Below are 21,438 nucleotides of genomic sequence, written 5' to 3'. Positions count from 1 at the left end.
GTGTGATGAAAATTAATGAAGTAATTGAGCCTGAATCGGAACTAGATTATCAGCGGGGTAAAGAAAATATAACTCCGTTACAATGGGCGATATTCAATCAGCAAATGGATGATATTAATAATTTGCTGAAGGAGGGCGCTGATCCTACTCAACCTGGTTTGCAACAAGAAAGTGCTTTGCATACGGCTGCAAAAATCAACAATCCTGATTATCTCAAATCTTTATTATCCGTCGCGCCGGATGTGAATATTATGCATCCTGCAACCTTAGCAACACCTTTACATGTTGCGGTTCAGGTAGGGAGAAAAATGCAGGTTGAATTACTGTTGGTCGCTGGTGCTAATCCCAATCAGGCTAATCGGATTGGGGATACGCCGTTACATATTGCAGCCAAAATTAATTCGCCGGAACTGGCACTGATATTGTTGAAGTCAGGCGCTGATCCTAAATTGCAAAACAAACAACAATCAACGTTCCAGATGTATTTCAATCTCACACCGCTAAAAGCGCGAAGTTATGAGATGCAAGCGGAATATGATGAAGTTAATCATTGGCTGAAAGCTCAGCAAGTCAGCCGATATTATTTGAAGTAAGATAAAAACGGGCGATTTGGCCTAATGCCAGTCAGTTAAGCTGACTGGCCTCTTTTTACCGGATATTTTTGCTGAGAACAGCGAGTCATCATGATGAAGTTACCTTGTCAGGAACGACATTGTTTGTATTTTGCTCAATTTCGCGACTAAGGGAAGTATTTAGAGGTTCTCACATAAATTTATTTTTCATCACGTTTGCATTTTAAAAATCTTAAACTAATCTTAATAATTAAGTATAAATGTTAATTATTCGTGATCTACCCTACGCTGATTTCTGGATTAATGGAATGTTTCTTTAAATTTCCATTAATTAGTTATTTAGAGGAAAAACGAATTCTATAACTACTGGGTAACTGTCTAGGATTTTGGAGCCTGTAATCCATGAGCGGTAGCGTATGTCATGATTTTATTCCTATACCTACAGTTGTGTTCAGGCTCAGAAAGGACTATCTTCGATTTTATAAAAACAGGCGGAAAGTCAGATTATTATATTAATTATACCCTATGGATTTCAAGATGCATCGCGGCGGCAAGGGAGCGAATCCCCGGGAGCATAGAGAACTATGTGACCGGGGTGAGTGAGTGCAGCCAACAAAGAAGCAACTTGAAAGATGACGGGTATATAACAAGAATGCAGATAATTTATCTTATTAACTTAATATATTGAGTCGAAATTTATAAAGAGGATATTTTACTGAGATGAATCTTATAAATAAAGAAAAAATCCGCTATGTTTTTAGTCGAATAAAAAGAAAAGGTGTTCTAAACACAATTAGTGGTATAAATAGGAAGTATATCAAATCAAAATTCATAGAGTCATTTTTATCTAAGCTAATAAGTAGTAAATTAGATGTGCCAGATTTCCCTAAGATTATACAAATAGAAACAAGAAGTGGCTGTAACTATTCCTGCTCATTTTGTCCCACAAATAAAGTCAAAATGAAACAAGGGAAAATGCAGCAAGAACTATTTGATAAAATAGTGGAGCAGTTAAAAGACTTTAATGGTTATATCAGTTTGTTTTTTAGAAATGAGCCATTGATGGATAAGAGAATTATAGATTGGGCTCAAAAAATAAAAAACGAAACAAATGCAAAAATAATTATTCAGACAAATGGTTCCTTATTAAATGAAACAATTGCTAAGGAGCTTGGTCAATATGCTGAGTTAATAGTGAATGACTATACTGATGATAAAATAGTATTGAAGAAAATAAAAAAATGGGAGGAGAATATTACTGATAATTTAATATTTGTAACACGAGATAATTCTGAAAGCTTGACAAATCGTGCTGGAAATATTGGTGAAAAAAAGAAGGTATTTCTAAATAATTCATGTGTAAAACCATTTACTGAACTCACAATAACATTCAGTGGTACTGTTGTTTTGTGCTGTCAGGATTGGATGGAAGAGGCCATTATAGGAGATCTTAACCACCAAAGCATTCTTGAGATATGGAATTCAAATAATTTAAATGAAATTAGAGAACAATTAAAGAATAGAAATAGAATCGGAATATGTGAATATTGTGATTTTGTTGGGGTATAAGATGATGAATATATTTAAGATAATGCAGAAGCAAGTATCCAAATGTTATGTAAAAGGGAATGACTGGAATTATTCGAAACATAAAGATATATATTTACATTTTAGTGATGAGCGTTGTTATGAAGTAGAATTGAAGGAATGTGCACAATTATCTTATATAAAGAATGCAGATAGTATCATATTGTTGCCGACACTATGGGGACGATGTGATAAATCTGAGATCTTAGAAGCAATTCAAAGAGGAATAGAACAATGCATCAAATTTAATTCTGTATTAATGGTTAGTATTCAATCTAACTATAGTCATAGAGAAGATATTATTGATAGTGTTCAAAAGCTTTTGAATGAAAATGAGGTTTACGACAAGTTGATATTGTTTCTTACAGATATCAGGAGCAAAGCATATTCAATAAATCAAACTGTTCTTTTAGCAAGAAGGATAAACTGTTCAGCAGTTGGATGGATGGATGATGATGTTATTCTATCTGATGATGCATTTTTACAATTGTATGAAGATCTTCGTCGCAGAGGGTTTATAGGGAGTTCTGGTGCATTGAAATGCCCGACACCGAAAAAATATCCTACTTCAAAATTTTTGAATTTTGCCAAAAATAAAATGTCTACAAAGAAAACAAAATATCCACATGGCTGTTGTATGATGGTAGGTGTCTCATCAATAAAAAACTTGATTCCTGCCAGATATATTTGTGATGATGGTTTTTTCTTTTTTGAATTATTAGACATGAAATTAGAAAATCCTCAAAATAATATGAGGATCGTGGAAGAGTCTATATGTCAACATTATGTTGGAGGGAATGTCAAAGATACATATTTCCGTATACGTAGATCCATTATTAGCACTGTAGTTTATTGTGCTGATTATCCATTGGATAAGTGCTTGTATTATTTAAAAGAAGTTCAGTTCAATGGGTTGTTCCCAGCCATGTTTATCAATATACCTATTAAAGATAAGATTATAAAAAGTATACTTAAATTTATATTCTTAATATGGCATGTAATCATATTGATTGAGTTGTTTTTTAGAAGATTTTCAGGAAATCCGTTAAGAGAAATAGCATGGTCTGCATATTCTTGGGAAAAAACTGAAAGTTTGAAGGAAAAAAAATCTTTATTTGATTAATAAAATTGTTTTGTCAAACTAAATAACTTTCCAAAATAGGGCTCCACTTCGTATAACACCTTGTGTAGCAGGAGTTGTATGCATAGCAGAGCGATGAGTTAGAGCCTATCTCAATAGGCGTAATTGTTGCAGCCTATCAGGCACCAGACTTGCACTGCTTGAATATTAATCAAATAGACCAACTGTATCGGTATTATGAAAAGCTATTTAGGTCATTAAATTAATAACGTCAAAATAGGGTTTACTATGGATATTTGTAAATATATGTCTTCATGTAGAAAGTCAATAATCCCTATCCTCGATCCATTTAAGTTTAATTATGAAATAAATATAAATAGATTATTAACTTTTCAAAAATATGCTCCTTTTTGTATAATAGCTAGTACGGATTGTGAAAACTTTGAGATGAAAGTGTCTCCCTTTATAGCTGCCGCATCAAAGATTAAAACCATCCCGATCATAACGCATTTTCCTCCTCAGAAACCAAACGGATTTCCTTCATCACCTCACGCAGATGCATTTTTTGCCACATCAGTGATAAATTCCAATGTGGAATACTATAGCTCTTTATCATTAGAGAGAGAGTCCATCAAGCAGAGTATTGAAAAGTATGGTGACAACTGTTTAATCAGTTCTGCTGCTCTTGTTCTAGGTAATGATAAAAAGTCTCAAAAATTTGTTTATTCAAAGACTGTAGATCACTCAACAGAAAGTATTGCTAGAGCATTGGAAGGTATAGATTTCAATTTATTGAAGGTTTTTTACCTTTACTCAAGAAACAGCGTTATTTCTAATGAAATATGCAGTTTTGTAAAGTTTATTGTTGGAGATAATACACTGTTGTTTGTTAGTGGAGGAATATCAAACACTGAGCAGGTAAATAACCTGTTATATTCTGGTGCTGATTTTATTTCAATTGGAACTACATTTGAAGAAGTCAATTGGAATAACAATGCTATAAACATATTAAATAAAGAAAGAATATATTAATGAGGAGTCTCTAATATGGAAAATGTAGTTTTAGTCGATGAGAATGATAACAGAGTTGGATGCATTAATAAGATAGACGCTCATTTAAACGGTGATCATCTTCACCGTGCCTTTTCCTGCTTTATTATTAATTCAAAAAATGAGGTATACATTCAGCAGAGAGCACAGTCTAAATTACTCTGGCCTGGATATTGGTCTAACTCATATTGCAGTCACCCGAGACCGGATGAAGAAATTTCTCATGCTGTGATGAGACGTGCGGAAGAAGAACTCGGTATTGTAATAAATGAAGAACCAAAATTTTTATATAAGTTCCAATATAAAGAAAAATATAAAGATGTAGGATATGAACATGAATTATGTCATGTCTTTGTTGTTTTTACTGATACACCACCAACGGAAAACCCAAAAGAAGTATCAGCAGGATTTTTTATTAATATTAAAGATGTCCAAGAATATATTCATAATAATGAAGAGTTTTGTACGCCTTGGTTCAAGAAAGAGTGGGCAGATATATTACAGAACCACTTTGATAAATTGTGCTAATTAGCATGTATACCCGTCATCTTTCAAGTTGCTTCTTTGTTGGCTGCACTCGTTCACCCCGGTCACATAGTTCGCTATGCTCCCGGGAATTCGCTTCCTTGCCGTCGGGTATATAAGGCATTTAATCAAGAATATACTATAAGTCTGCATGATACGAAATATCCTCTATTTTGATAGGTTTTTATAAAAGTATACCTTGGTTTCTAACTATGGAATAAAATCAGGTTCTGGAATAATGAATACTACTTGGCATGAAAAAAAGACAATTTATAATGATCTTAATCAATTGCATGGAGTTTATGTCATATTGATGGAAGAATATTTATCAACATTTTGTACAAACTTTGGTGGAATGTATTCAATACCACCGCTTGCTGTTGTCTGTGTGAAAAATACAGATTCAATAATAGATATAATTCACTATTGTAATATAAATGAGATACCAATAAATATACGTGGTGTTGGGCATTCTTTTGGTACACAATCGCTTTCAAAGGGAATTGTATTAGTAGTATCAGTCGAAAATCCGGTATTTGAAAAAATAGATGAATATAAGTTTAAAGTTTCAGCTTTTGAAACATGGTTGTCTGTTGAGTGTTTTTTGAGAAAAAATGGCTTATCATTTCCTATCTTGACTAGGCATCCTGATACGACTGTTGGAGGAACACTTTCTGTTGGTGGATATGGAGAAGATTCATATCTATATGGCAGTCAGGCATCATGTATTCAATCGTATACGCTAATAACACCTGATGGAAAAAGGCATAGATGTTCAGAAGATTCAAATTCCGAACTTTATAATTTTGGACTCGCATCATTAGGAATACTTGGTATTATTGAAGATGTGACTTTTGAAGCAATTCCATTAAGAGTAGAGAACATACTTTATGTGATAGAGTTTGATGGAATTCTTCATTTACTGAGTTTTCTGATATTGATATCTGAATATTCCAATCTGAATATTGAAGCTGTCACATGTCAATTATACCGAAGAAAATACTATGTTAATATGGTTCTCAGCAATAATTCTGATCAGATTAATATTGTTAATAAGGTATTAGAATGTCAAGTGACAGGGTGTATTGGCTACAAATACCATTCAGTAAGAGATTATAGAGGAAGAACATTTGGTGCCTATAGGCATGATCTCTGGAATAGAGACTATGTTAATCTTTGGGGAGATTATTGTGTTGATCAGAATAATATTATGGCTTTTGCTAATTTCCTATTAAATAAAGTAATTAACAATGACGTTTTTATAAGTAATAAAGGTAGGCTTCTTATAATTTTAAAGAAAAGTCCTAGTTTAAGTAAGTTCTTTCCTTTTGAGCCGATATCGAAAAAAATGAGTGGAATTGTATTCGGGGTTGGGGTGTACTTTACGTTTCCTAGAAACGAAAGCAAAGAATATGAAAAATTAAAGTTACTGCATAGTCAAATATTAGAAGAGTGTATTTTAAATGAAGGTCGGCCTTATCTTGCGGGATGGCATGAAATGAAATATGAAGATAAAATAAAAATATATGGAGATGATTATATGAAAATTTTAGAACTCAAGAAACACTTGGATCCTAAAGGAATTGTAAATAATTATGATTTTTTTATGGAGTATTAGTGATATGGCATATCAATGCCATGTAGATATTCTGATTTTATTAGTATAGAAATGAACTAAGTTAATCAGATAAATTATCTACATTCTTGCAATAATGGGTAATACGATAATCTGACTTTCCACTTGTTTTTATGACATCGTAGATAGTCCTTTCTGAGCCTGAACGAATCACGTTGCAACAACTTGCCTTGAATCACCAGCACCGGGACGTCCGTACACGAGGGATGGGCTTGCTCGTGCTTGCCAGAGGCCCTATAAACGAACCCGAATTTGCTAAAAAATCGCCTTGCTCAATAAAGTTACGGCCGGAGCACGGTTAGGCTACTACCGTCTGGTCTATTTTGATGAAGCCGGTTTTGCTGCGTCTCCTTCGGTGCAATATGGGCGGAGTCCATAGAAAATATATTAAAACTCAATCATGTGAAGATTGTGAATTTATATGAGATTTTGAGTTTATATTAACAGTTTGCTGTGGGGATATTACTTAAATGAAGAAGATATTGATTATTTGCATGAGAACTTGGGGGAGAATGGGAAATTATGAAGCAGCAAAAAAAATTGAATCAGAACTAGCTAGTAAAGCATTTTTTTCTACAGAATTAATCTGTTTTGATGAATTAGTACCTGTGTTCAGCAAGTTTGGATTAAGAATGCAAGAGATTTCTGCAAGTTACTATGATCCTCACATTAAATTGAAGCTATATGATGAGTTGATAGATGATATTGGTTTGTGGATTAGTAATTTCAATAATGAGCAAGTATTAAATGAATCATTATCGAGTGTCATTGAAAATGATTTTCCATCGTTAATTATATCGACGAAAGGTGTTATCGCAAAAATAGTCCATGCATTCAAAGAAAAATTCTATTTTGATTTCAAAACAGTGAACTTCATAACTAATCCTGGTTTGTTAGATATTAAAATACATCAACATTTTAGTAGTGATTTGACGATTAGAACGACAAATTATTACCCAAATTCTGATATGGTTGAAAAATTTCATAGACTAGAGACTGTTCCATTATTTAAGCCAGTTTCAAACTATCAAATCGATCAGCAGGACATTCCTTCTATTTTAATTCTCTGCAATGGATGTGAAGAAGGTTATTTTGATGTATTAAAAACTTCTTTCGAACATCCGTCGAAACCTAAAATATTCATGGTTATTATTTCGAATAAGAAATTGTATGATGAATGCATAGATTTAAATAGGAAGTATGCAGATAGAGCATGCATTTATAATACATTAGCTAATAAGGATTATCTAAAACTGATACTAGAGGCTTCAACAAACAGCAGATCATTTCTATACTCCAAATCTGGTCCAAACACAGTATTGGAATCAATTAGATTCAATTTACCAGTTCTAATACATTTCTCAGGGTTACCAATGGAAAGATGGATAGTGGAGTTGACAAACAAAAGAAAATTTGGTTTTTGTTTTGAAAATCAATCTAATGGGCCTGGTATAATAAAAAAATGGTTGGATAATCCTGAGATTGTAACTAACTTTAAGCGTAACATAGAATTAAGTGAAATTGATGATATAGATATTACACTTAAAGATTTACCTGATATAATTTGTGATGTCATGTAATGATTATGAAGGAAGTATTGAATGTTCAAAATTGAAAAAGCGCCTATAACAACAGTATTTATAGTATGTGTGACAATTGTTTATTCCACATTTGTTTCATATTCATTAACAGATAGCTTTATCGGTAAAATAAGCATTATAGAACTAGAGAAATATGGAGGGTTAACACCAAATAGATTATATGAATTTGAGTATTGGCGACTTCTGGTTTCCCAGTTCATACATGTTAAACAACTGCATATGGTCTACAATGTGCTATCACTTTCAATATTGGGAATTTTATTGGAAAAACATCTTGGATCTAAATTTTTATTAGTTTTATGGTTTATTTCTGGTGCTTTGGGAACTCTTTATAGCACTAACTTTGTTAGTTACCCTTGGAATATTGGTACAGGAGCATCACAAGCTGTTTTGGGCGTATCTTCCTTTGCATTACTGTTGGTTTTTGTCAAAGAGCATACCTCTAGTATATTAAAGTTTGCTGTTGTTTTTTCCATGCTGCCGGCAATCGCTTTAGATTTTATTTATGCTCATTATCCTAAGCCTGGTCATGTTCTTTCTATTTGTATTGGGCTTACAATGAGTTTGTTTTTCTATAGGAAAAATAAATCTTATTTTGATAATGTTGCTATTTGAAAATAATAATTATCCACGAATAAATTAATAATGTGAGAATTTTCTATGAAACCCGCTGTGATAAAAATTAAAGGAATAGATTACAGTATAATTTCTATATTAATGTGGTTCTGTTTAACTATATATACCTAATGGATTTCAATGTGTATTGCGGCGGCAAGGGAGCGAATCCCCGGGAGCATAGATAACTCTGTGACCGGGGTGAGCGAGTGCAACTAACAAAGAGGCAACTTGAAAGATGACGGGTATAAAAAGAAAAGGATCTTCTGTGCGTGATATAGTTTTTTTTCTTGAAGAATATCCAGTCCTAACACAAACTTTTATACATCAACAGATTATCAGTTTGAAGAAAGAAGGATTTAATGTAAGAGTTGTATCTGTTTCTAAATCTAGTGATACAATCTGTGCTAATGATTCTACAATCCCCTATGTTTGTCTAGAAGATATAAAAAACATTCATCCTATATATGCAATATTTAAGTTTATTTATTTTTCTATAACCTCTGGTTATTTCTTTTCTCGAATGAGTTTATTTAAACGAAATTGTTACCGTAAGCGCTTGCTTTTTAAATTTCTATCCAATCCGTCACAAATAAAACCTAATGATATCGTTATAAGCCATTTTGGTATGGCTAGTATCATGGCGGCACAATTGAAAAAATATGGATATATTAAGAGTGCACTATATAGTGTATTACATGCATATGAAATGACTAAAGAAAAGAGTCTTAATGATCTGGGAAATCATTACGGAATTTTATTTGAGCAAGCAAATAAAATTTTTTCAGTTTGTGAATATATGCGTAATAGAATCATCAATCTAGGATGTCATCCTACCAATGTTGAGGTGCTACATCTGGGGATCGATATTGATGCTCTTTCATGTTTATATCCAAATGAATCTAATAAAGAAAAAATGAAGATAATTTTTGTCGGCCGTTTGACAGAAAAAAAAGGATTGCCTGATTTATTGTTATCTCTAGCACGAATAAGCAGTGAAGTGTCATTTACTTTAGACATTGTTGGCGATGGGGAGCTCAATGATTATTGTTATGAATTAATATTAAAACTTAATTTGAATGAACATATAAAAATGCATGGTTTTCAACCCCATCACATAGTCTTAAATTTTATGAAAGACGCAGATGTTTTAATACTTCCATCCAAAACATCTAACTCTGGTGACATGGAAGGGATACCAGTGGTATTAATGGAGGCAATGGCTATGAAAAAGATAGTTTTGTCTACCTACCATAGCGGGATTACCGAGTTAATTGAAAATAATGTTAATGGATTTCTTGTCAATGAAGGAGATATTGTAGCTTTATCAGAAAAAATATCATATATAGACGAGTTGGGTAAAAAAGATAAAAATATTATGAGGGAGAATGCACATCAAAAAATAATGAATGAATTCAATATTAATATTCAAAGTAAACATTTAGCTAACATAATACTTAATGAGGAATTTTCTGAAGGATGAATACAGATGAAATATGACATTGTCTTTATATCTTATGATGAACCATGTGCTGAATCTAATTGGAATCATTTGAAAAATAGATTTCCTGATGCAAAAAGAATTCATGGTGTTAATGGTATCTTAAACGCTCATAAAGTTGCTTCTGATTCTGTAACGGCTAAATGGTTCTTTGTTGTAGACGGAGACAGTAAAATTAGAGATGAATTTAACTTTGAGTTACCAGTGGAACCTTTATGCTCAACTGCGACTTATGTATGGAGAAGTGTTAACTCAGTTAATCGTTTATGCTACGGGAATGGAGGTGTGAAATTATTTAATAAAAGGTTGTTTCAGGATGTTAAAAATTTTTCTGGAGATATGACCATATCTCTTAGCCCTGATTATCGCGTAGTCAATATTGTTGCTTCAGATACAGTCATTAACACAAGCAGTTTCCATTCCTGGAGAGCTGCTTTTCGAGAATGTATAAAACTCAGTATACCAAGGAAAAATCCTAAAGAAGATATTATATGTAAAGAAAGATTAACGGCATGGAGTTTAATTGATACTCAGATAGAATTTGGTGATTGGATATCAAAAGGAGCTAATGATGCTGCTCATTTTTATGAGGAAAACATTGAAAATATGGAATTCTTGTTATCAACCATTAATGATTTTAAATGGTTAAGAGATACGTTTAATTTAAAATACATTCAGAAAGATAGAGCATGATGACTTCATTATCGTTAAATTTATTAGGAGGTAATGGATGTTACGGCAAGTAGCAATTCTTATTCCTACTTATAAACGTAGTTCATCATTATTACGTTTATTGAAATCCATTGAAAAATTAGAGACATCAAATAACTATACTGCCATTGTGGCAGATAACGATTCTTCTCAGAAAGAGTCTTTTAACATGATCAATGAAATCAAAGATGATTTTAATTTCCATATTGATGTCATTCTTGTTGAAGATAAAAATATCTCATTAGTTAGAAATATGCTGTTAACTTTGGCCTTTGAAACATATAAGTGCGATGCAGTTGCTATGATTGATGATGATGAGATTGTTAGTTCTCGGTGGTTAGATGCACTTATTGAATGCCAGATACAGACAAATTCTGATGTGATACAAGGTAACACTTATCCTATTTTTTTGGATAAAAAAAGAAAATGGATGGAAAAAGTTTCATTTTATTACCGAGACTTATTAGTATCAGATTCTAAAGATATAAATGTTAGCACTTGTAATGTATTTATTGTACGCCGAGTGTATGAATCGATGAAGGAGCAGCTGTTTGACTTGAATTTTGGTGTTACAGGAGGAGAGGATACGGATTTTTTCCATAGAGCAAAGCAAATTGGGATCAGCTGTTTCTATTGCCGTGATGCACTGGCCTATGAATTCTATGACCAAAATCGTGCAAATATTTTTTGGGTATTAAAAAGAAGTTTTAGAGTAGGAAGAACAAATTATAGGATATTTAATAATAATGACCTGAGTAAGGTATGGATTACTGCTCTCATTATTCCATTTACTATTGTGAGGCTTGTTTTTTTCTTTTGGCATCCAAACCTGTACATACATTATTTAATAAAGATATTTCGCCAATTTGGAGTTGTAGTTGAAGGTGTTCATTGTAATTTGAATAATTGATAATTATTTTGAATGAGTAGCTCACATGAGTAGAGTTTCTGTACTAATCCCCCATTATAATCAGCCTATACTTATTGTTAGTGCTATTGAGTCTATAATGAGAACTTGTTTGAGTGATGTGCAGATTTTAGTTGCTGATGATCATTCATCAGAAGACAACTATATACAGCTCCAACATGTTTTAGAATATTTAGCAAGTAAAACTAATTTAAATATCAGGTTGTTTAGGAGTGATGTTAATGTCGGGACTTATCGATTGAAAAATAATATCATCAATAGAATTGATACTGAATTTATAACCTTTCATGATGCAGATGACTATTCTGTACCAATGAGACTAAATAACTTTTCATAATTATAATACACTCACTCTTTTTATTCTCTGCTATTCCTGTAGGGACATGAATTTAAAAACGTTTTCACTTTCTCAAGCAATTGCCACATATACTGACAGCCATGATTTCGTGTCACCGTTTCATGTAAGGATTGCCACAGACGCTCAATTTTATTCAGCCAGGGTGAATAAACAGGTAAAAACAACAGATTAAATTTAGGATGACAAGCCAGCCAATCTCTGACCCGTCGGCTTTTATGGATACTGTAATTATCCAAAATCAAAGTGAGGGTTTCAGCATGACAATACTGGCGTTCAAGTTCTTCCAATACATTGATAAATAACTGAGAATTCTTATTTAACCCGTCAGCATAAGTCACTTTTCCCGTTTGAACATTCAGGCAACCTGCAAAATAATGTTTTTGGTTTTTTCCTGGTGTCACTATACGTTTCTGTTGCCCTTTTAAATACCAGTCAGCCCCGATTTTTGGATTCAGCTCGATGTCGACTTCATCTTCATAAAAAACGGGATGTTTTTCTGAACACGTTGACAATGCCTCGGTAATTTTCGCCATTTTTTCATGGTACTCGGGATCGGGTAATTTAAGCGTCGGGGCTGCCCTTCGCCACACGATACCCATTTTATGTAAGTAACGATAGAAGGTACTGATGGATAATTTTATGTTTAATAATTCATTGATTTTAATTATAAAAAACTCAAGACTCCAGCGAGAACGCAGGCAGCCCAATTGCTGGGGAGAATATTGCAATAAAAAAGACAGTAAAGGATAAAGCGGGATTAAATTCCAGACAGCGGGTCTGCCCACAGGCAGGCTTTTGAGTCCTTCCAGACCATATAAAGTCAACCAGTTTATCCAGCGATAGACAGAAGAACGACTGGCGCAAAGGGTTTTGGCGACCAGAGAGACAGACTCGCCTCGATGCAGCATCAATATGGCCATGAGCCTGCGAGCATAATCTTTATCTCGGGTGTTCTGGATAATTTTTTTCATCTGGCGTCGTTCATTGCGGGGTATAGGTGCTATGATAGGCATAACTCAGTCCGTTTAGTGGTTTGGGATTATCTACAATTGATCAGATTGCAAAAATTGGACTGAGTTCCCTCCAAGTGTTCTACTATTTTGAAAAGTTATTTAGATTGCCTGTATAATCTGATGAACAAAAATAGTCATATTGATATATTAGGTACTTCATATATAGATTTCTACCAAAATTTCCATACGGTTAACTCATTTCGCATTAAGAAGTTTTATAGAATCCCTTATATTGCACATCAACTTGGTAAGAAGTATCTGAGTTTTCAACCTACTCAGTTAATTAGATTTAGTATATTTCGTACCCTTGGTGGTTTTGATGGTACAACTAGAATTGCTGCTGATGATGATTTTTTACTTAGGGCTATTCATTGTGTAAAGGTCAGGAATATTAACCGTCCCCTCTATGTAAAGATAGAAAGAGAAAGCTCCCTTACCACATCGTCTATTACTGGATTCCAATCAGAAACGAGATTAAATTATATTAAGAAGCTAGATCAATTACGAAATACAATAAAGAGTAACTTACCATTATCAGAGTATATGAACAAACCCAACGATGTTCGATTTCACCTGAATGAAATCGAGTTAAAATAGTTGAAATGTTTTGATGTGAAATATGCTGTAGTTTCCAGTGAATGATTTTTATATTTTTCGTGACAGATATTCTAAGCGAGGTAGTATGGACGACATTAAAGAATGCTTAAAAGAAATTGTAGAAAAAATAAAGAGAGAAGAAAAAGTCTTAGCTATTCTTGGATATGGATCATATTTTACAGGTAAATATAAAAATGGAAGCAGTGATATTGACTTGCTTATTATACATGGAAGTAAAATTGATTTATTTAGAAAGAAGGTAGTCTATCGTGAAGTAGAATTTGAACTTCGGTATATGGCAGAAAAATCTTTAGTAAAACTTTTATCTCATAAGCATGGACCAACAATAAAGCATATGTTGGATTCAGAGATTATTTTTGATAATAAAAATATAGCAAGAGAATTGAAACTAAAAACCTATTCTATAGTCGAGTCACCTATTGTAGAAACATTTTCTATAGAAAATAGAAGGAAAAGTGCATTGCTAATTGAAAGCCTATACCGGAAGGTACATCAAGTGAAATATGACCTTGGATTTTTCGAATTTGCATGTTCTAAGTTTTTGCTCAATATTGCAGATTCTTATATCAGACTTCATCGTCATTGGGGGCTGCAAGGTTTTCGCAAAATGATTAGCCAGCTCAAAGATATTGATGAAAGTTTTGCTGAGCATTTCTCACTGGCAATGAGTCCTAATCATATAGAAACAAGAATTAAGGAAATAGATTTTCTTTATAGAGAGGTTATTATGCTTCTTGGTGGTGAAACAAATTCTGATGAAAATTTTGTGAGTCAGGGCATTATGAACATACTGAATGTGGTTGATAACTAAATAATATTCCAAAATAGTGCTATATGTATTTTAATTAGGTTTTCTAATTGGGTAATGAACTAACTTGTTGCTGAATCCACGGTTATTTCATTGTTGTAAATTATATTAATATTATCCAGGAATTTAGCATGAAAATGGATGTGGCATTGAAGGATAACTTTGCGACAGGTTATATAAAATCTTTATTACTATACTCTTTACTATTAAGTGTCATTAGTTCTTTTGCTGCATTTTTTATGCAGTATCTGATTGACGCGGTTATACCATCAGGTGACTTGCGTTTTTTATTTATCTTTATGATATCCTATCTATTATATGAATCATTCAATATGATACTAACTTATTTGACTGCTCGCTTTAGAGCATCACTGGAAAAATATTTGGACTATTATTATTTAGATAAATATTTACTTGCTTTGATTACTACAAGATTATCTATATTGAATGATTATAATAAAGGTGGATTGATTCAAAGGATTTATGATGCTCAAAATATTAAAAAGTATTATTTGACTCTGCTAATAGATATTGTTGTTAAGCTTATTACGATTTTAATATTATCAATCATAGTGCTATATGTTAGTCCTCTAGTTGTCAGCTTTTTGATCTTAGGAATGATTATGCTGGTGATTGTCTATTTTTTGTCTGTCAAGAAAATGATTATTTTAGAAGAGCAGCGTTTTAAAATAAAATCAAATTTTCTTTCAATTATGGATGATATTATTGGAGGAAGGGAAACGATACGAGGCAATAACTATCGAAACAGGATTCTGAATAGATGTGTTGACAGGATGAATGATTTTTTGAATAGGGAGAAAAATGTTGCATTACTTGTTGCTGGTGTGAAAAGTAAAACGCTAACAGTTAACACAATCATTGGTACTGTTATTAGATGTGTCATGGTTATTAGCATTATTAGATATAGTAGTTTTTCACTAGGTATAATGTTGACATTAATTGCTTTTACAGAAATGTCTCTAAAACATACAATGCAAATTTTAGTTTCTTTTATGGAGTTGAAAAGATCAAGCATTACTCTTGAAAGGTATAAAGAATTCATGGGGAATAATGTTGTAGATGAGAGTTTATTGAATACTGAATTAGATGATAATATTGTTAGTGTAGACGAAATTACAGTGAGGAATCTTCATATTGGTACTAATGGAAATATCGTCTGTAAAATTCCGGATTTTACCTTTCAAAGTAATAAGATATACCCGTAATCATTGAAGATGCTTGATTTTATCCGAAATGGAGATCATTATCCTCGCTATGAAAATATTCATTACCGATGAACAAAAAGCCGAACTTGAACATCTCCATCACACCTGCCGTGATAAGAGGGAGTGTGATCGCATCAAAGCGGTCCTGCTGGCCTCTGAAGGCTGGAGTTCAGTGATGATCGCTCAGGCCCTGCGTCTTCATGAAATGACCGTTAACCGTCATATCAGCGATTACCTTAATCAAGGTAAACTTAAATCTGATAATGGGGGGTCTGATAGTTTGCTTTCTCAAGAACAAACTGATTTTTTAATCAATCACTTATCTCAACATCTTTTCCATCACACCCATGAAATCGTGGCCTATGTTGCTCAGCTCTGGAATATTACCTTTAGCATTCCCGGCATGAATAAATGGCTACACCGTCAGGGTTTTTCTTATAAAAAACCTTGTGGCGTCCCTCATAAATTCGACGCAGAAAAACAGCGACAATTTATTGAATATTATGAGAATCTTAAAGTCACAGCGAAAGACGAACCCATCCTTTTTCTTGATGCTGTTCACCCGACTCAAGGCACCAAACTCGGTTATGGCTGGATGCGAAAAGGCGAGAAAAAAACAGTAAAAACAACAGGAAGCCGGACTCGCCTGAATATATTGGGCGCGCTCAACCTGAATGCCATTGGTCGTACGGTGTTCCAGGAATATCAAACCATCAATGACTACAACATTTGCTGTTTTTTCAATGAAATAAGAAAGTCTTATCCTGACTATCATCAAAAAATTCATCTTATTGTGGATGGGGCGGGTTACAACAAAGCTCATCTTGTTAAGGAGTGGGCTTATGTTAGCAATATTGAGTTACATTACCTTCCTCCCTATAGCCCAAATTTAAACCCAATAGAGCGATTATGGAAGGTCATGAATGAACAGGTTCGAAATAACCGTTATTTTGCGGATAAACATGAATTTCGAGACAACGTCTTCAAATTTTTCACCACAACGCTACCGGATATAGCGGACTCGCTGATGTCTAGAATTAACGACCATTTTCAGGTGCTAAAAACTGCATCTTGAAGTTTCTTGGGTATATATAAAATAATAGGACAGAATGGTATTGGTAAGACAACTTTATGTAAGACTTTGATTGGTTTGATTCCACCTGTAAATGGATCTGTGAATTTTTATGTTTCTGATAAAACTATTAAGCCTGAAATTCATATAAATCAATGCTCTGCATACTTCCCACAAGATATACTCTTTACTACAAGTATTATTGAAAATATTACATTAGGAAGAGACGTTGATAGGAATAAAGTTGAGAGTATGCTTAAAAAATTAAATTTATGGCAGACAATAGATAGCTTGCCTGAAAAACTAGATACCGTTATTAGTGATAAGGTTAACCCTTTTTCTGAAGGACAAAGACAAGTATTACTCTTTTTACGAGGTTATCTGTCAGATAAATCGGTATTGATATTTGATGAAATATTTAGAGGAATTGATAATGAAAATGCTAAAGTCGTAAGTAAATTAATTTCAGAAAAAGAAGGTTGTATTATATTCTATGTCGCTCATGATTTTACTATCGATTGTGAAAATCATGAAGTGTTAGAGTTGAAAAGTGAAAAGGACTATGATTTCTTCAAACTAGAGGCTTTTAATGAATAAATTAAACTCTAATAATGAAGTTAAGTCAGAACTGCATAAAGAATATAAATTAATTATAAGTATAACAGTTTTTTTGCTGATTATATGTTTTGCTTTATCTTTTGTTGTGACTATAAAGAGGCGAGTTGTTTTAGAAAATGCTTTTATTAAAACCGCACCAGAGCCTGTATTATTTTATGCAGAAAAGGATATAGACATTAAAAATTATAATGTTCGTGATGGTGATGTGGTTAAAAAAGGAGATTCTATTTATAATGCGATTAATCCAGATTTAGAGGAGGCTGAATCTATTTTATTGCAAAATATAAAACGAGATAATACGAAAATTAATGCGATGGAAAAGTATATAGATAATGTCTATGAGCGGATGAAGATTGAAAAAAATTATGAGGATTTTAAGTTTAATAAAAATGAAAGTGAGTTAAAAAATATAGACTCTATTTTGAAAGACCATAGAGATGACTATGATTTTTTTAGTCAAAGCTACAGAGAACAGATGAATTTTGTAGATAAATTGTTAAATCAGAATAATAATTATTTATCTAAGAAAGATATTATTAAATATAAAATGGAATTGTTCTCATCACGTCGTGGCCTGATTAATCTTGAATCTGATATATTAGACTTAGAGAAAAGAAAGTACAGTTTAGATGATGAGCAGAGTAGATACATAATTGGAGCAACCAAATATAAAGAGTTAGATATGGAGCTTAACCAGTTAAGAGGTGAACTCTCCGTTCTTGTCTCAGAATTGAATGTAAAAAACACAGGGATGGAGAATATAAAGAATGGTAAGTTGAGAATAGAAGGAATTGCAAAAGCTGATGGTAAGGTTGAGTTTAATAATATTAATGGCATCAGGCCTAAGCAGGTAAAAAAAGGCGAGTTAGTTTTTACTATATATCCTGATGGTAATCACTTTATAGCAAAAGGAGTTGTTAGTGAAAAATACATTAGAAAGATTAAAATTGGACAGAGCGTAGAATTAAAAATGGATGCTTATGATTATCTCAAGTATGGGGCAATAAAAGGGAAGGTTGAGGCTATATTTGGCGTAAAAAACGGTACGGCTGAAATTGTGATTAATATTGTTGATAAAAGGGATTTTGATTTAGAGTTTGGTAATTCAATCAAGGCGTTTATCATCTTGGATGAAGTTAATTTGTATGAATATATATATGAAATAGTATTTCCATATGTTGCTTAATAGTCTTATTACTTAATGTGGTATTGTTGAAAAAGTTATTTTTTACAGGTGTTTTAGTGTTAGTATGAATATACTCAATAGATTTCAAGATGCATCGCGACGGCAAGGGAGCGAATCCTCGGGAGCATAGAGAACTATGTGACCGGGGTGAGAGAGTGCAGCCAACAAAGAGGCAACTTGAAAGATGACGGATATAAATCTTGGATTCGACTAATAAGCTACCGTCTTGATGGGCAACAATACGATAAAGATTACGTCAGTGTCAGACCGTATTAATCACTGATACAGACAAATATTAACTCTTAACAAAAGGGTGAATGCAGAAAGGTTGCTCTGGCAGCCAGCGTGATGACAACGACAGGTAAGATCGGGACTCACTAAACCTGAATGTTATTCTGAGCTTAAAGCTCGTTGGAGAAATAAGGCGTGAGTCAGCGGATTATATAGGAGCTCGCAGCTTTAAAAGGCTGCAAAAAAGCCGGATTTAAAGCTGTAACCTATCTGTCAGAGTCAAAATGATGGAGGCTGCTTGCAAGCGGGACGTTCATATAAATAACATGTCACTGACCACCATTATTAAAGATACCCCAATATGGGTTTGGATTCTTTTTGCTTTTCTCATCAGGCGCGGGATCAGTGCCTTGTACGATCGTGAAATGCGAATTGATCGCCTTTTCTTACTACCAATAGTATTCCTGGTCTGGGGAGTATATAGCGTCATTTATGAAACCACATTCTCAGATTTAGCCTTGATAACGATGACAGCGGGTTTATTCGTCGGGATTGTAATAGGATGGGGTCTGTGGCGTTCTCAACCAAGATTACGTGAAAAAGCAGGCAGTGATTTAATCATCCGTCCTGGTACTTGGTTAACGCTGACGCTGATTGTTATCACATTTATCGTTAAGTTTATTATTACGGCCATGTTAAGTATTCACCCTGCGTTGTTGCATTCGTTACACTTCAATCTGTTTTTTGGCTTTAGCAATGGTGTGCTTGACGGTATTTTCTGGGGCGGAACGTTAAATCTTTTTATTCCTTGGTGCAGAAACAGGACCAAGAGCATCTACAAATAGCGTTTATGAAACCAAATAGTGTGATTGCAAAAACTCGGGATGGCAAAATAGCTGATGAATTATTTAAAGAAATAAAGAAGCGTTTGCTTGGAGCCTATTTACTCACAGAAGAATCTTACTATGTGAAACTGCATATTGTAATTAACGGGCCAATTGGCCCGTTTAAAGATTTACGCATCGCTACTGACTGGCGTTTCTGGTTTTGGATTACCAGAAGGTTTACGGCGTTTACCGATATTTTTACTATCTCGATGACGTATTTTGGCTTTTTTCTTCGATTCTTCCGCTTTCTTTTTCTCTTTACGTTTAGCCAATACTTTTTTCGATGGCTTATTGCGGGCTTTGTCACTTGGTGCTTTAGTGGTTGGGCGAAGTTCATCAACCACTCGCGACGTTAGTGGTTCATTCAGATAGCGACTGATTTTGCCTAATAAAGGATGATCATGCGCTTCCACTAAGGTAATTGCAGTACCTTTGCGACCTGCACGCGCTGTCCGGCCAATACGGTGTAGATAAACATCGGCGGTGCGTGGTAAATCGAAATTGAAAACATGGCTGATATCATCAATATCCAATCCACGGGCAGCGACATCTGTTGCAACCAGAACAGTGACACTGCCATCGTTCAGGAGCTTAACTGCTTCCGTCCTTTTAGCCTGTACCATTTCCCCTTCAAGAAACCGGGCTTTAATGCCAGCTTGATGCAATTTATCCGCAAGTTCGTGTACACGTTCACGTTTGCGAACAAAAATAATGGATTTAGTGACATCGGGTTGTTTTAGTAAATGGCAAAGCAGGGCTGTTTTGTGTGCCGAATTATCGGCACGGTAGTAAAATTGCTGGATTTTTTTGCGCTCACGACGTGACGGTTCTGCATCAATCTCAACTGGATCTTCCAGTAAACGTTCAGCAAAATCACGAATGGCTTCCCCTTCCAGAGTCGCAGAGAACAGCATGGTCTGTTTGCGCCAACGGGTTTCACCCGCGATGGTTTCAATATCGTTGGCAAAACCCATATCCAGCATACGATCGGCTTCATCAAGGATAAGTGTTTCAACTGCCCGACAATCAAAGTTTTCTTCCTTGATATATTGCAGCAGACGGCCTGTAGTGGCGACGACAATATCTTGATTTTCGCTGAAAATTTCAGCGTGATTCATATAGGCTACGCCGCCAGTAATGGTAGCGATATCCAAATGGGTATGTGCAGCGAATTCTTTTGCCTGATCTGCCACTTGCATGGCTAGCTCACGGGTGGGCGTCAGGATCAAAATACGTGGTGGTCCAGATTTCTTGCGTGGAAAATCCAATAAATGTTGCATAGCGGGCAGCAGGTAAGCGGCAGTTTTGCCGGTACCGGTAGGCGCTGATCCTAGTACATCACGCCCGTCCATTGCTGCCGGAATAGCCGCAGCCTGAATTGCTGTTGGGCGGGAATAACCTTTATCATTCAGGGCGTCAAGCAGGCGTTCATCAAGCTCAAGTTCAGAAAAGTTTGTTGCAGTCATCATATACCTCTTTTTAGGCCGCCGATTATAAACAGGTTGGGCGTATTGTTCATCTAATATTAAAGCGGTCAATTTAAGGTAGATATACCCTATGGATTTCAAGAGGGATCGCGACGGCAAGGGAGCGAATCCCCGGGAGCATAGGTAA

At 34.2% G+C, this 21,438-nt stretch carries 20 protein-coding genes; 18 read left to right on the top strand and 2 right to left on the bottom strand.

What is annotated here, in order from left to right; genetic code table 11:
- Positions 1–5 precede the first annotated feature (5 nt).
- The 12 genes from PluTT01m_RS17385 to PluTT01m_RS17320 all read left to right on the top strand — a co-directional run bounded on the left by PluTT01m_RS17385 (position 6) and on the right by PluTT01m_RS17320 (position 12,144).
- A complete protein-coding gene (locus PluTT01m_RS17385) occupies positions 6–593 on the top strand; it encodes an ankyrin repeat domain-containing protein (RefSeq protein WP_011147553.1) in 588 nt (195 codons plus the stop codon).
- Between the two features lie 699 nt (positions 594–1,292).
- The gene (locus PluTT01m_RS17380) at positions 1,293–2,141 is read left to right on the top strand and encodes a radical SAM/SPASM domain-containing protein (protein ID WP_011147552.1); all 849 of its coding nucleotides are present in this window, start codon (positions 1,293–1,295) and stop codon (positions 2,139–2,141) included.
- Between the two features lies 1 nt (position 2,142).
- Positions 2,143–3,282: a hypothetical protein gene (locus PluTT01m_RS17375; RefSeq protein ID WP_011147551.1), complete on the top strand. Its 1,140-nt coding sequence runs from the start codon at positions 2,143–2,145 to the stop codon at positions 3,280–3,282.
- 246 nt (positions 3,283–3,528) lie between these two features.
- Complete coding sequence (locus PluTT01m_RS17370) at positions 3,529–4,272, top strand: geranylgeranylglyceryl/heptaprenylglyceryl phosphate synthase (protein ID WP_011147550.1); 744 nt, start codon at positions 3,529–3,531, stop codon at positions 4,270–4,272.
- A gap of 15 nt (positions 4,273–4,287) precedes the next feature.
- Entirely contained in the window at positions 4,288–4,818 is a 531-nt protein-coding gene (idi, locus tag PluTT01m_RS17365) for an isopentenyl-diphosphate Delta-isomerase (protein ID WP_011147549.1), read from the top strand.
- 235 nt (positions 4,819–5,053) lie between these two features.
- On the top strand, positions 5,054–6,433 hold the full coding sequence (locus PluTT01m_RS17360; RefSeq protein WP_228957266.1) for an FAD-binding oxidoreductase: 1,380 nt from the start codon (positions 5,054–5,056) through the stop codon (positions 6,431–6,433).
- Positions 6,434–6,921: 488 nt separating this feature from the next.
- Complete coding sequence (locus tag PluTT01m_RS17345; RefSeq protein ID WP_011147547.1) at positions 6,922–8,031, top strand: hypothetical protein; 1,110 nt, start codon at positions 6,922–6,924, stop codon at positions 8,029–8,031.
- A gap of 21 nt (positions 8,032–8,052) precedes the next feature.
- Positions 8,053–8,667 (top strand): rhomboid family intramembrane serine protease, encoded by a 615-nt coding sequence (locus PluTT01m_RS17340; protein WP_011147546.1) that lies wholly within the window; start codon positions 8,053–8,055, stop codon positions 8,665–8,667.
- 238 nt (positions 8,668–8,905) lie between these two features.
- Positions 8,906–10,150: a glycosyltransferase gene (locus PluTT01m_RS17335; protein ID WP_202926183.1), complete on the top strand. Its 1,245-nt coding sequence runs from the start codon at positions 8,906–8,908 to the stop codon at positions 10,148–10,150.
- Positions 10,151–10,156: 6 nt separating this feature from the next.
- A complete protein-coding gene (locus PluTT01m_RS17330; protein ID WP_011147544.1) occupies positions 10,157–10,861 on the top strand; it encodes a hypothetical protein in 705 nt (234 codons plus the stop codon).
- 37 nt (positions 10,862–10,898) lie between these two features.
- Entirely contained in the window at positions 10,899–11,789 is an 891-nt protein-coding gene (locus PluTT01m_RS17325; RefSeq protein ID WP_011147543.1) for a glycosyltransferase family 2 protein, read from the top strand.
- Between the two features lie 25 nt (positions 11,790–11,814).
- On the top strand, positions 11,815–12,144 hold the full coding sequence (locus PluTT01m_RS17320) for a glycosyltransferase family 2 protein (protein ID WP_011147542.1): 330 nt from the start codon (positions 11,815–11,817) through the stop codon (positions 12,142–12,144).
- A gap of 20 nt (positions 12,145–12,164) precedes the next feature.
- Here the strand turns inward: PluTT01m_RS17320 and PluTT01m_RS17315 are convergent, their stop codons facing one another.
- Positions 12,165–13,178 carry an IS630-like element ISPlu10 family transposase gene (locus PluTT01m_RS17315; RefSeq protein ID WP_011144854.1) on the bottom strand — a complete coding sequence of 338 codons (1,014 nt, stop codon included), beginning with the start codon at positions 13,176–13,178 and terminating at the stop codon, positions 12,165–12,167.
- A gap of 682 nt (positions 13,179–13,860) precedes the next feature.
- On the opposite strand from PluTT01m_RS17315, the gene PluTT01m_RS17305 reads away from it, so the two are divergent.
- The 6 genes from PluTT01m_RS17305 (at position 13,861) to PluTT01m_RS17280 (ending at position 19,782) form a co-directional block, all read left to right on the top strand.
- Positions 13,861–14,607: a nucleotidyltransferase domain-containing protein gene (locus tag PluTT01m_RS17305; protein WP_011147540.1), complete on the top strand. Its 747-nt coding sequence runs from the start codon at positions 13,861–13,863 to the stop codon at positions 14,605–14,607.
- Between the two features lie 128 nt (positions 14,608–14,735).
- The gene (locus PluTT01m_RS17300; protein ID WP_041381021.1) at positions 14,736–15,830 is read left to right on the top strand and encodes an ABC transporter transmembrane domain-containing protein; all 1,095 of its coding nucleotides are present in this window, start codon (positions 14,736–14,738) and stop codon (positions 15,828–15,830) included.
- A 49-nt stretch (positions 15,831–15,879) separates the two neighbouring features.
- Positions 15,880–16,905, top strand: coding sequence for an IS630-like element ISPlu19 family transposase (locus PluTT01m_RS17295; RefSeq protein ID WP_011144720.1), 1,026 nt, complete (start codon positions 15,880–15,882; stop codon positions 16,903–16,905).
- Positions 16,906–16,911: 6 nt separating this feature from the next.
- Positions 16,912–17,499, top strand: a complete 588-nt coding sequence (locus PluTT01m_RS17290) for an ATP-binding cassette domain-containing protein (RefSeq protein ID WP_049789788.1) — start codon at positions 16,912–16,914, stop codon at positions 17,497–17,499.
- Positions 17,492–18,706, top strand: a complete 1,215-nt coding sequence (locus tag PluTT01m_RS17285; RefSeq protein ID WP_011147539.1) for an HlyD family secretion protein — start codon at positions 17,492–17,494, stop codon at positions 18,704–18,706. The genes PluTT01m_RS17290 and PluTT01m_RS17285 overlap by 8 nt, the downstream gene beginning before the upstream one ends.
- A 557-nt stretch (positions 18,707–19,263) precedes the next feature.
- Positions 19,264–19,782 (top strand): DUF6622 family protein, encoded by a 519-nt coding sequence (locus PluTT01m_RS17280; protein WP_011147538.1) that lies wholly within the window; start codon positions 19,264–19,266, stop codon positions 19,780–19,782.
- A 170-nt stretch (positions 19,783–19,952) separates the two neighbouring features.
- Here PluTT01m_RS17280 and srmB read toward each other — a convergent pair whose 3' ends face one another.
- Positions 19,953–21,290: an ATP-dependent RNA helicase SrmB gene (srmB, locus tag PluTT01m_RS17275; RefSeq protein WP_011147537.1), complete on the bottom strand. Its 1,338-nt coding sequence runs from the start codon at positions 21,288–21,290 to the stop codon at positions 19,953–19,955.
- Positions 21,291–21,438 lie beyond the last annotated feature (148 nt).

This window comes from Photorhabdus laumondii subsp. laumondii, assembly GCF_003343245.1.
In the GTDB taxonomy this organism is placed as follows: Bacteria; Pseudomonadota; Gammaproteobacteria; order Enterobacterales; family Enterobacteriaceae; genus Photorhabdus; species Photorhabdus laumondii.
The sequence above is the reverse complement of the archived record's forward strand: the minus strand, read 5'-3'. Positions and strand labels throughout refer to the sequence as shown.

What these genes read in the sequence shown, in the direction of transcription:
- PluTT01m_RS17345 (WP_011147547.1), top strand. Translation starts at nt 6,922, where the DNA reads ATGAAGAAGATATTGATTATTTGCATGAGAACTTGGGGGAGAATGGGA.
- PluTT01m_RS17360 (WP_228957266.1), top strand. Translation starts at nt 5,054, where the DNA reads ATGAATACTACTTGGCATGAAAAAAAGACAATTTATAATGATCTTAAT.
- PluTT01m_RS17280 (WP_011147538.1), top strand. Translation starts at nt 19,264, where the DNA reads ATGTCACTGACCACCATTATTAAAGATACCCCAATATGGGTTTGGATT.
- PluTT01m_RS17285 (WP_011147539.1), top strand. Translation starts at nt 17,492, where the DNA reads ATGAATAAATTAAACTCTAATAATGAAGTTAAGTCAGAACTGCATAAA.
- PluTT01m_RS17380 (WP_011147552.1), top strand. Translation starts at nt 1,293, where the DNA reads ATGAATCTTATAAATAAAGAAAAAATCCGCTATGTTTTTAGTCGAATA.
- PluTT01m_RS17305 (WP_011147540.1), top strand. Translation starts at nt 13,861, where the DNA reads ATGGACGACATTAAAGAATGCTTAAAAGAAATTGTAGAAAAAATAAAG.
- PluTT01m_RS17335 (WP_202926183.1), top strand. Translation starts at nt 8,906, where the DNA reads ATGACGGGTATAAAAAGAAAAGGATCTTCTGTGCGTGATATAGTTTTT.
- PluTT01m_RS17325 (WP_011147543.1), top strand. Translation starts at nt 10,899, where the DNA reads ATGTTACGGCAAGTAGCAATTCTTATTCCTACTTATAAACGTAGTTCA.
- PluTT01m_RS17370 (WP_011147550.1), top strand. Translation starts at nt 3,529, where the DNA reads ATGGATATTTGTAAATATATGTCTTCATGTAGAAAGTCAATAATCCCT.
- PluTT01m_RS17385 (WP_011147553.1), top strand. Translation starts at nt 6, where the DNA reads ATGAAAATTAATGAAGTAATTGAGCCTGAATCGGAACTAGATTATCAG.
- PluTT01m_RS17300 (WP_041381021.1), top strand. Translation starts at nt 14,736, where the DNA reads ATGAAAATGGATGTGGCATTGAAGGATAACTTTGCGACAGGTTATATA.
- PluTT01m_RS17375 (WP_011147551.1), top strand. Translation starts at nt 2,143, where the DNA reads ATGATGAATATATTTAAGATAATGCAGAAGCAAGTATCCAAATGTTAT.
- PluTT01m_RS17315 (WP_011144854.1), bottom strand. Translation starts at nt 13,178, where the DNA reads ATGCCTATCATAGCACCTATACCCCGCAATGAACGACGCCAGATGAAA.
- PluTT01m_RS17330 (WP_011147544.1), top strand. Translation starts at nt 10,157, where the DNA reads ATGAAATATGACATTGTCTTTATATCTTATGATGAACCATGTGCTGAA.
- PluTT01m_RS17295 (WP_011144720.1), top strand. Translation starts at nt 15,880, where the DNA reads ATGAAAATATTCATTACCGATGAACAAAAAGCCGAACTTGAACATCTC.
- PluTT01m_RS17320 (WP_011147542.1), top strand. Translation starts at nt 11,815, where the DNA reads ATGAGTAGAGTTTCTGTACTAATCCCCCATTATAATCAGCCTATACTT.
- idi (WP_011147549.1), top strand. Translation starts at nt 4,288, where the DNA reads ATGGAAAATGTAGTTTTAGTCGATGAGAATGATAACAGAGTTGGATGC.
- srmB (WP_011147537.1), bottom strand. Translation starts at nt 21,290, where the DNA reads ATGACTGCAACAAACTTTTCTGAACTTGAGCTTGATGAACGCCTGCTT.
- PluTT01m_RS17340 (WP_011147546.1), top strand. Translation starts at nt 8,053, where the DNA reads ATGTTCAAAATTGAAAAAGCGCCTATAACAACAGTATTTATAGTATGT.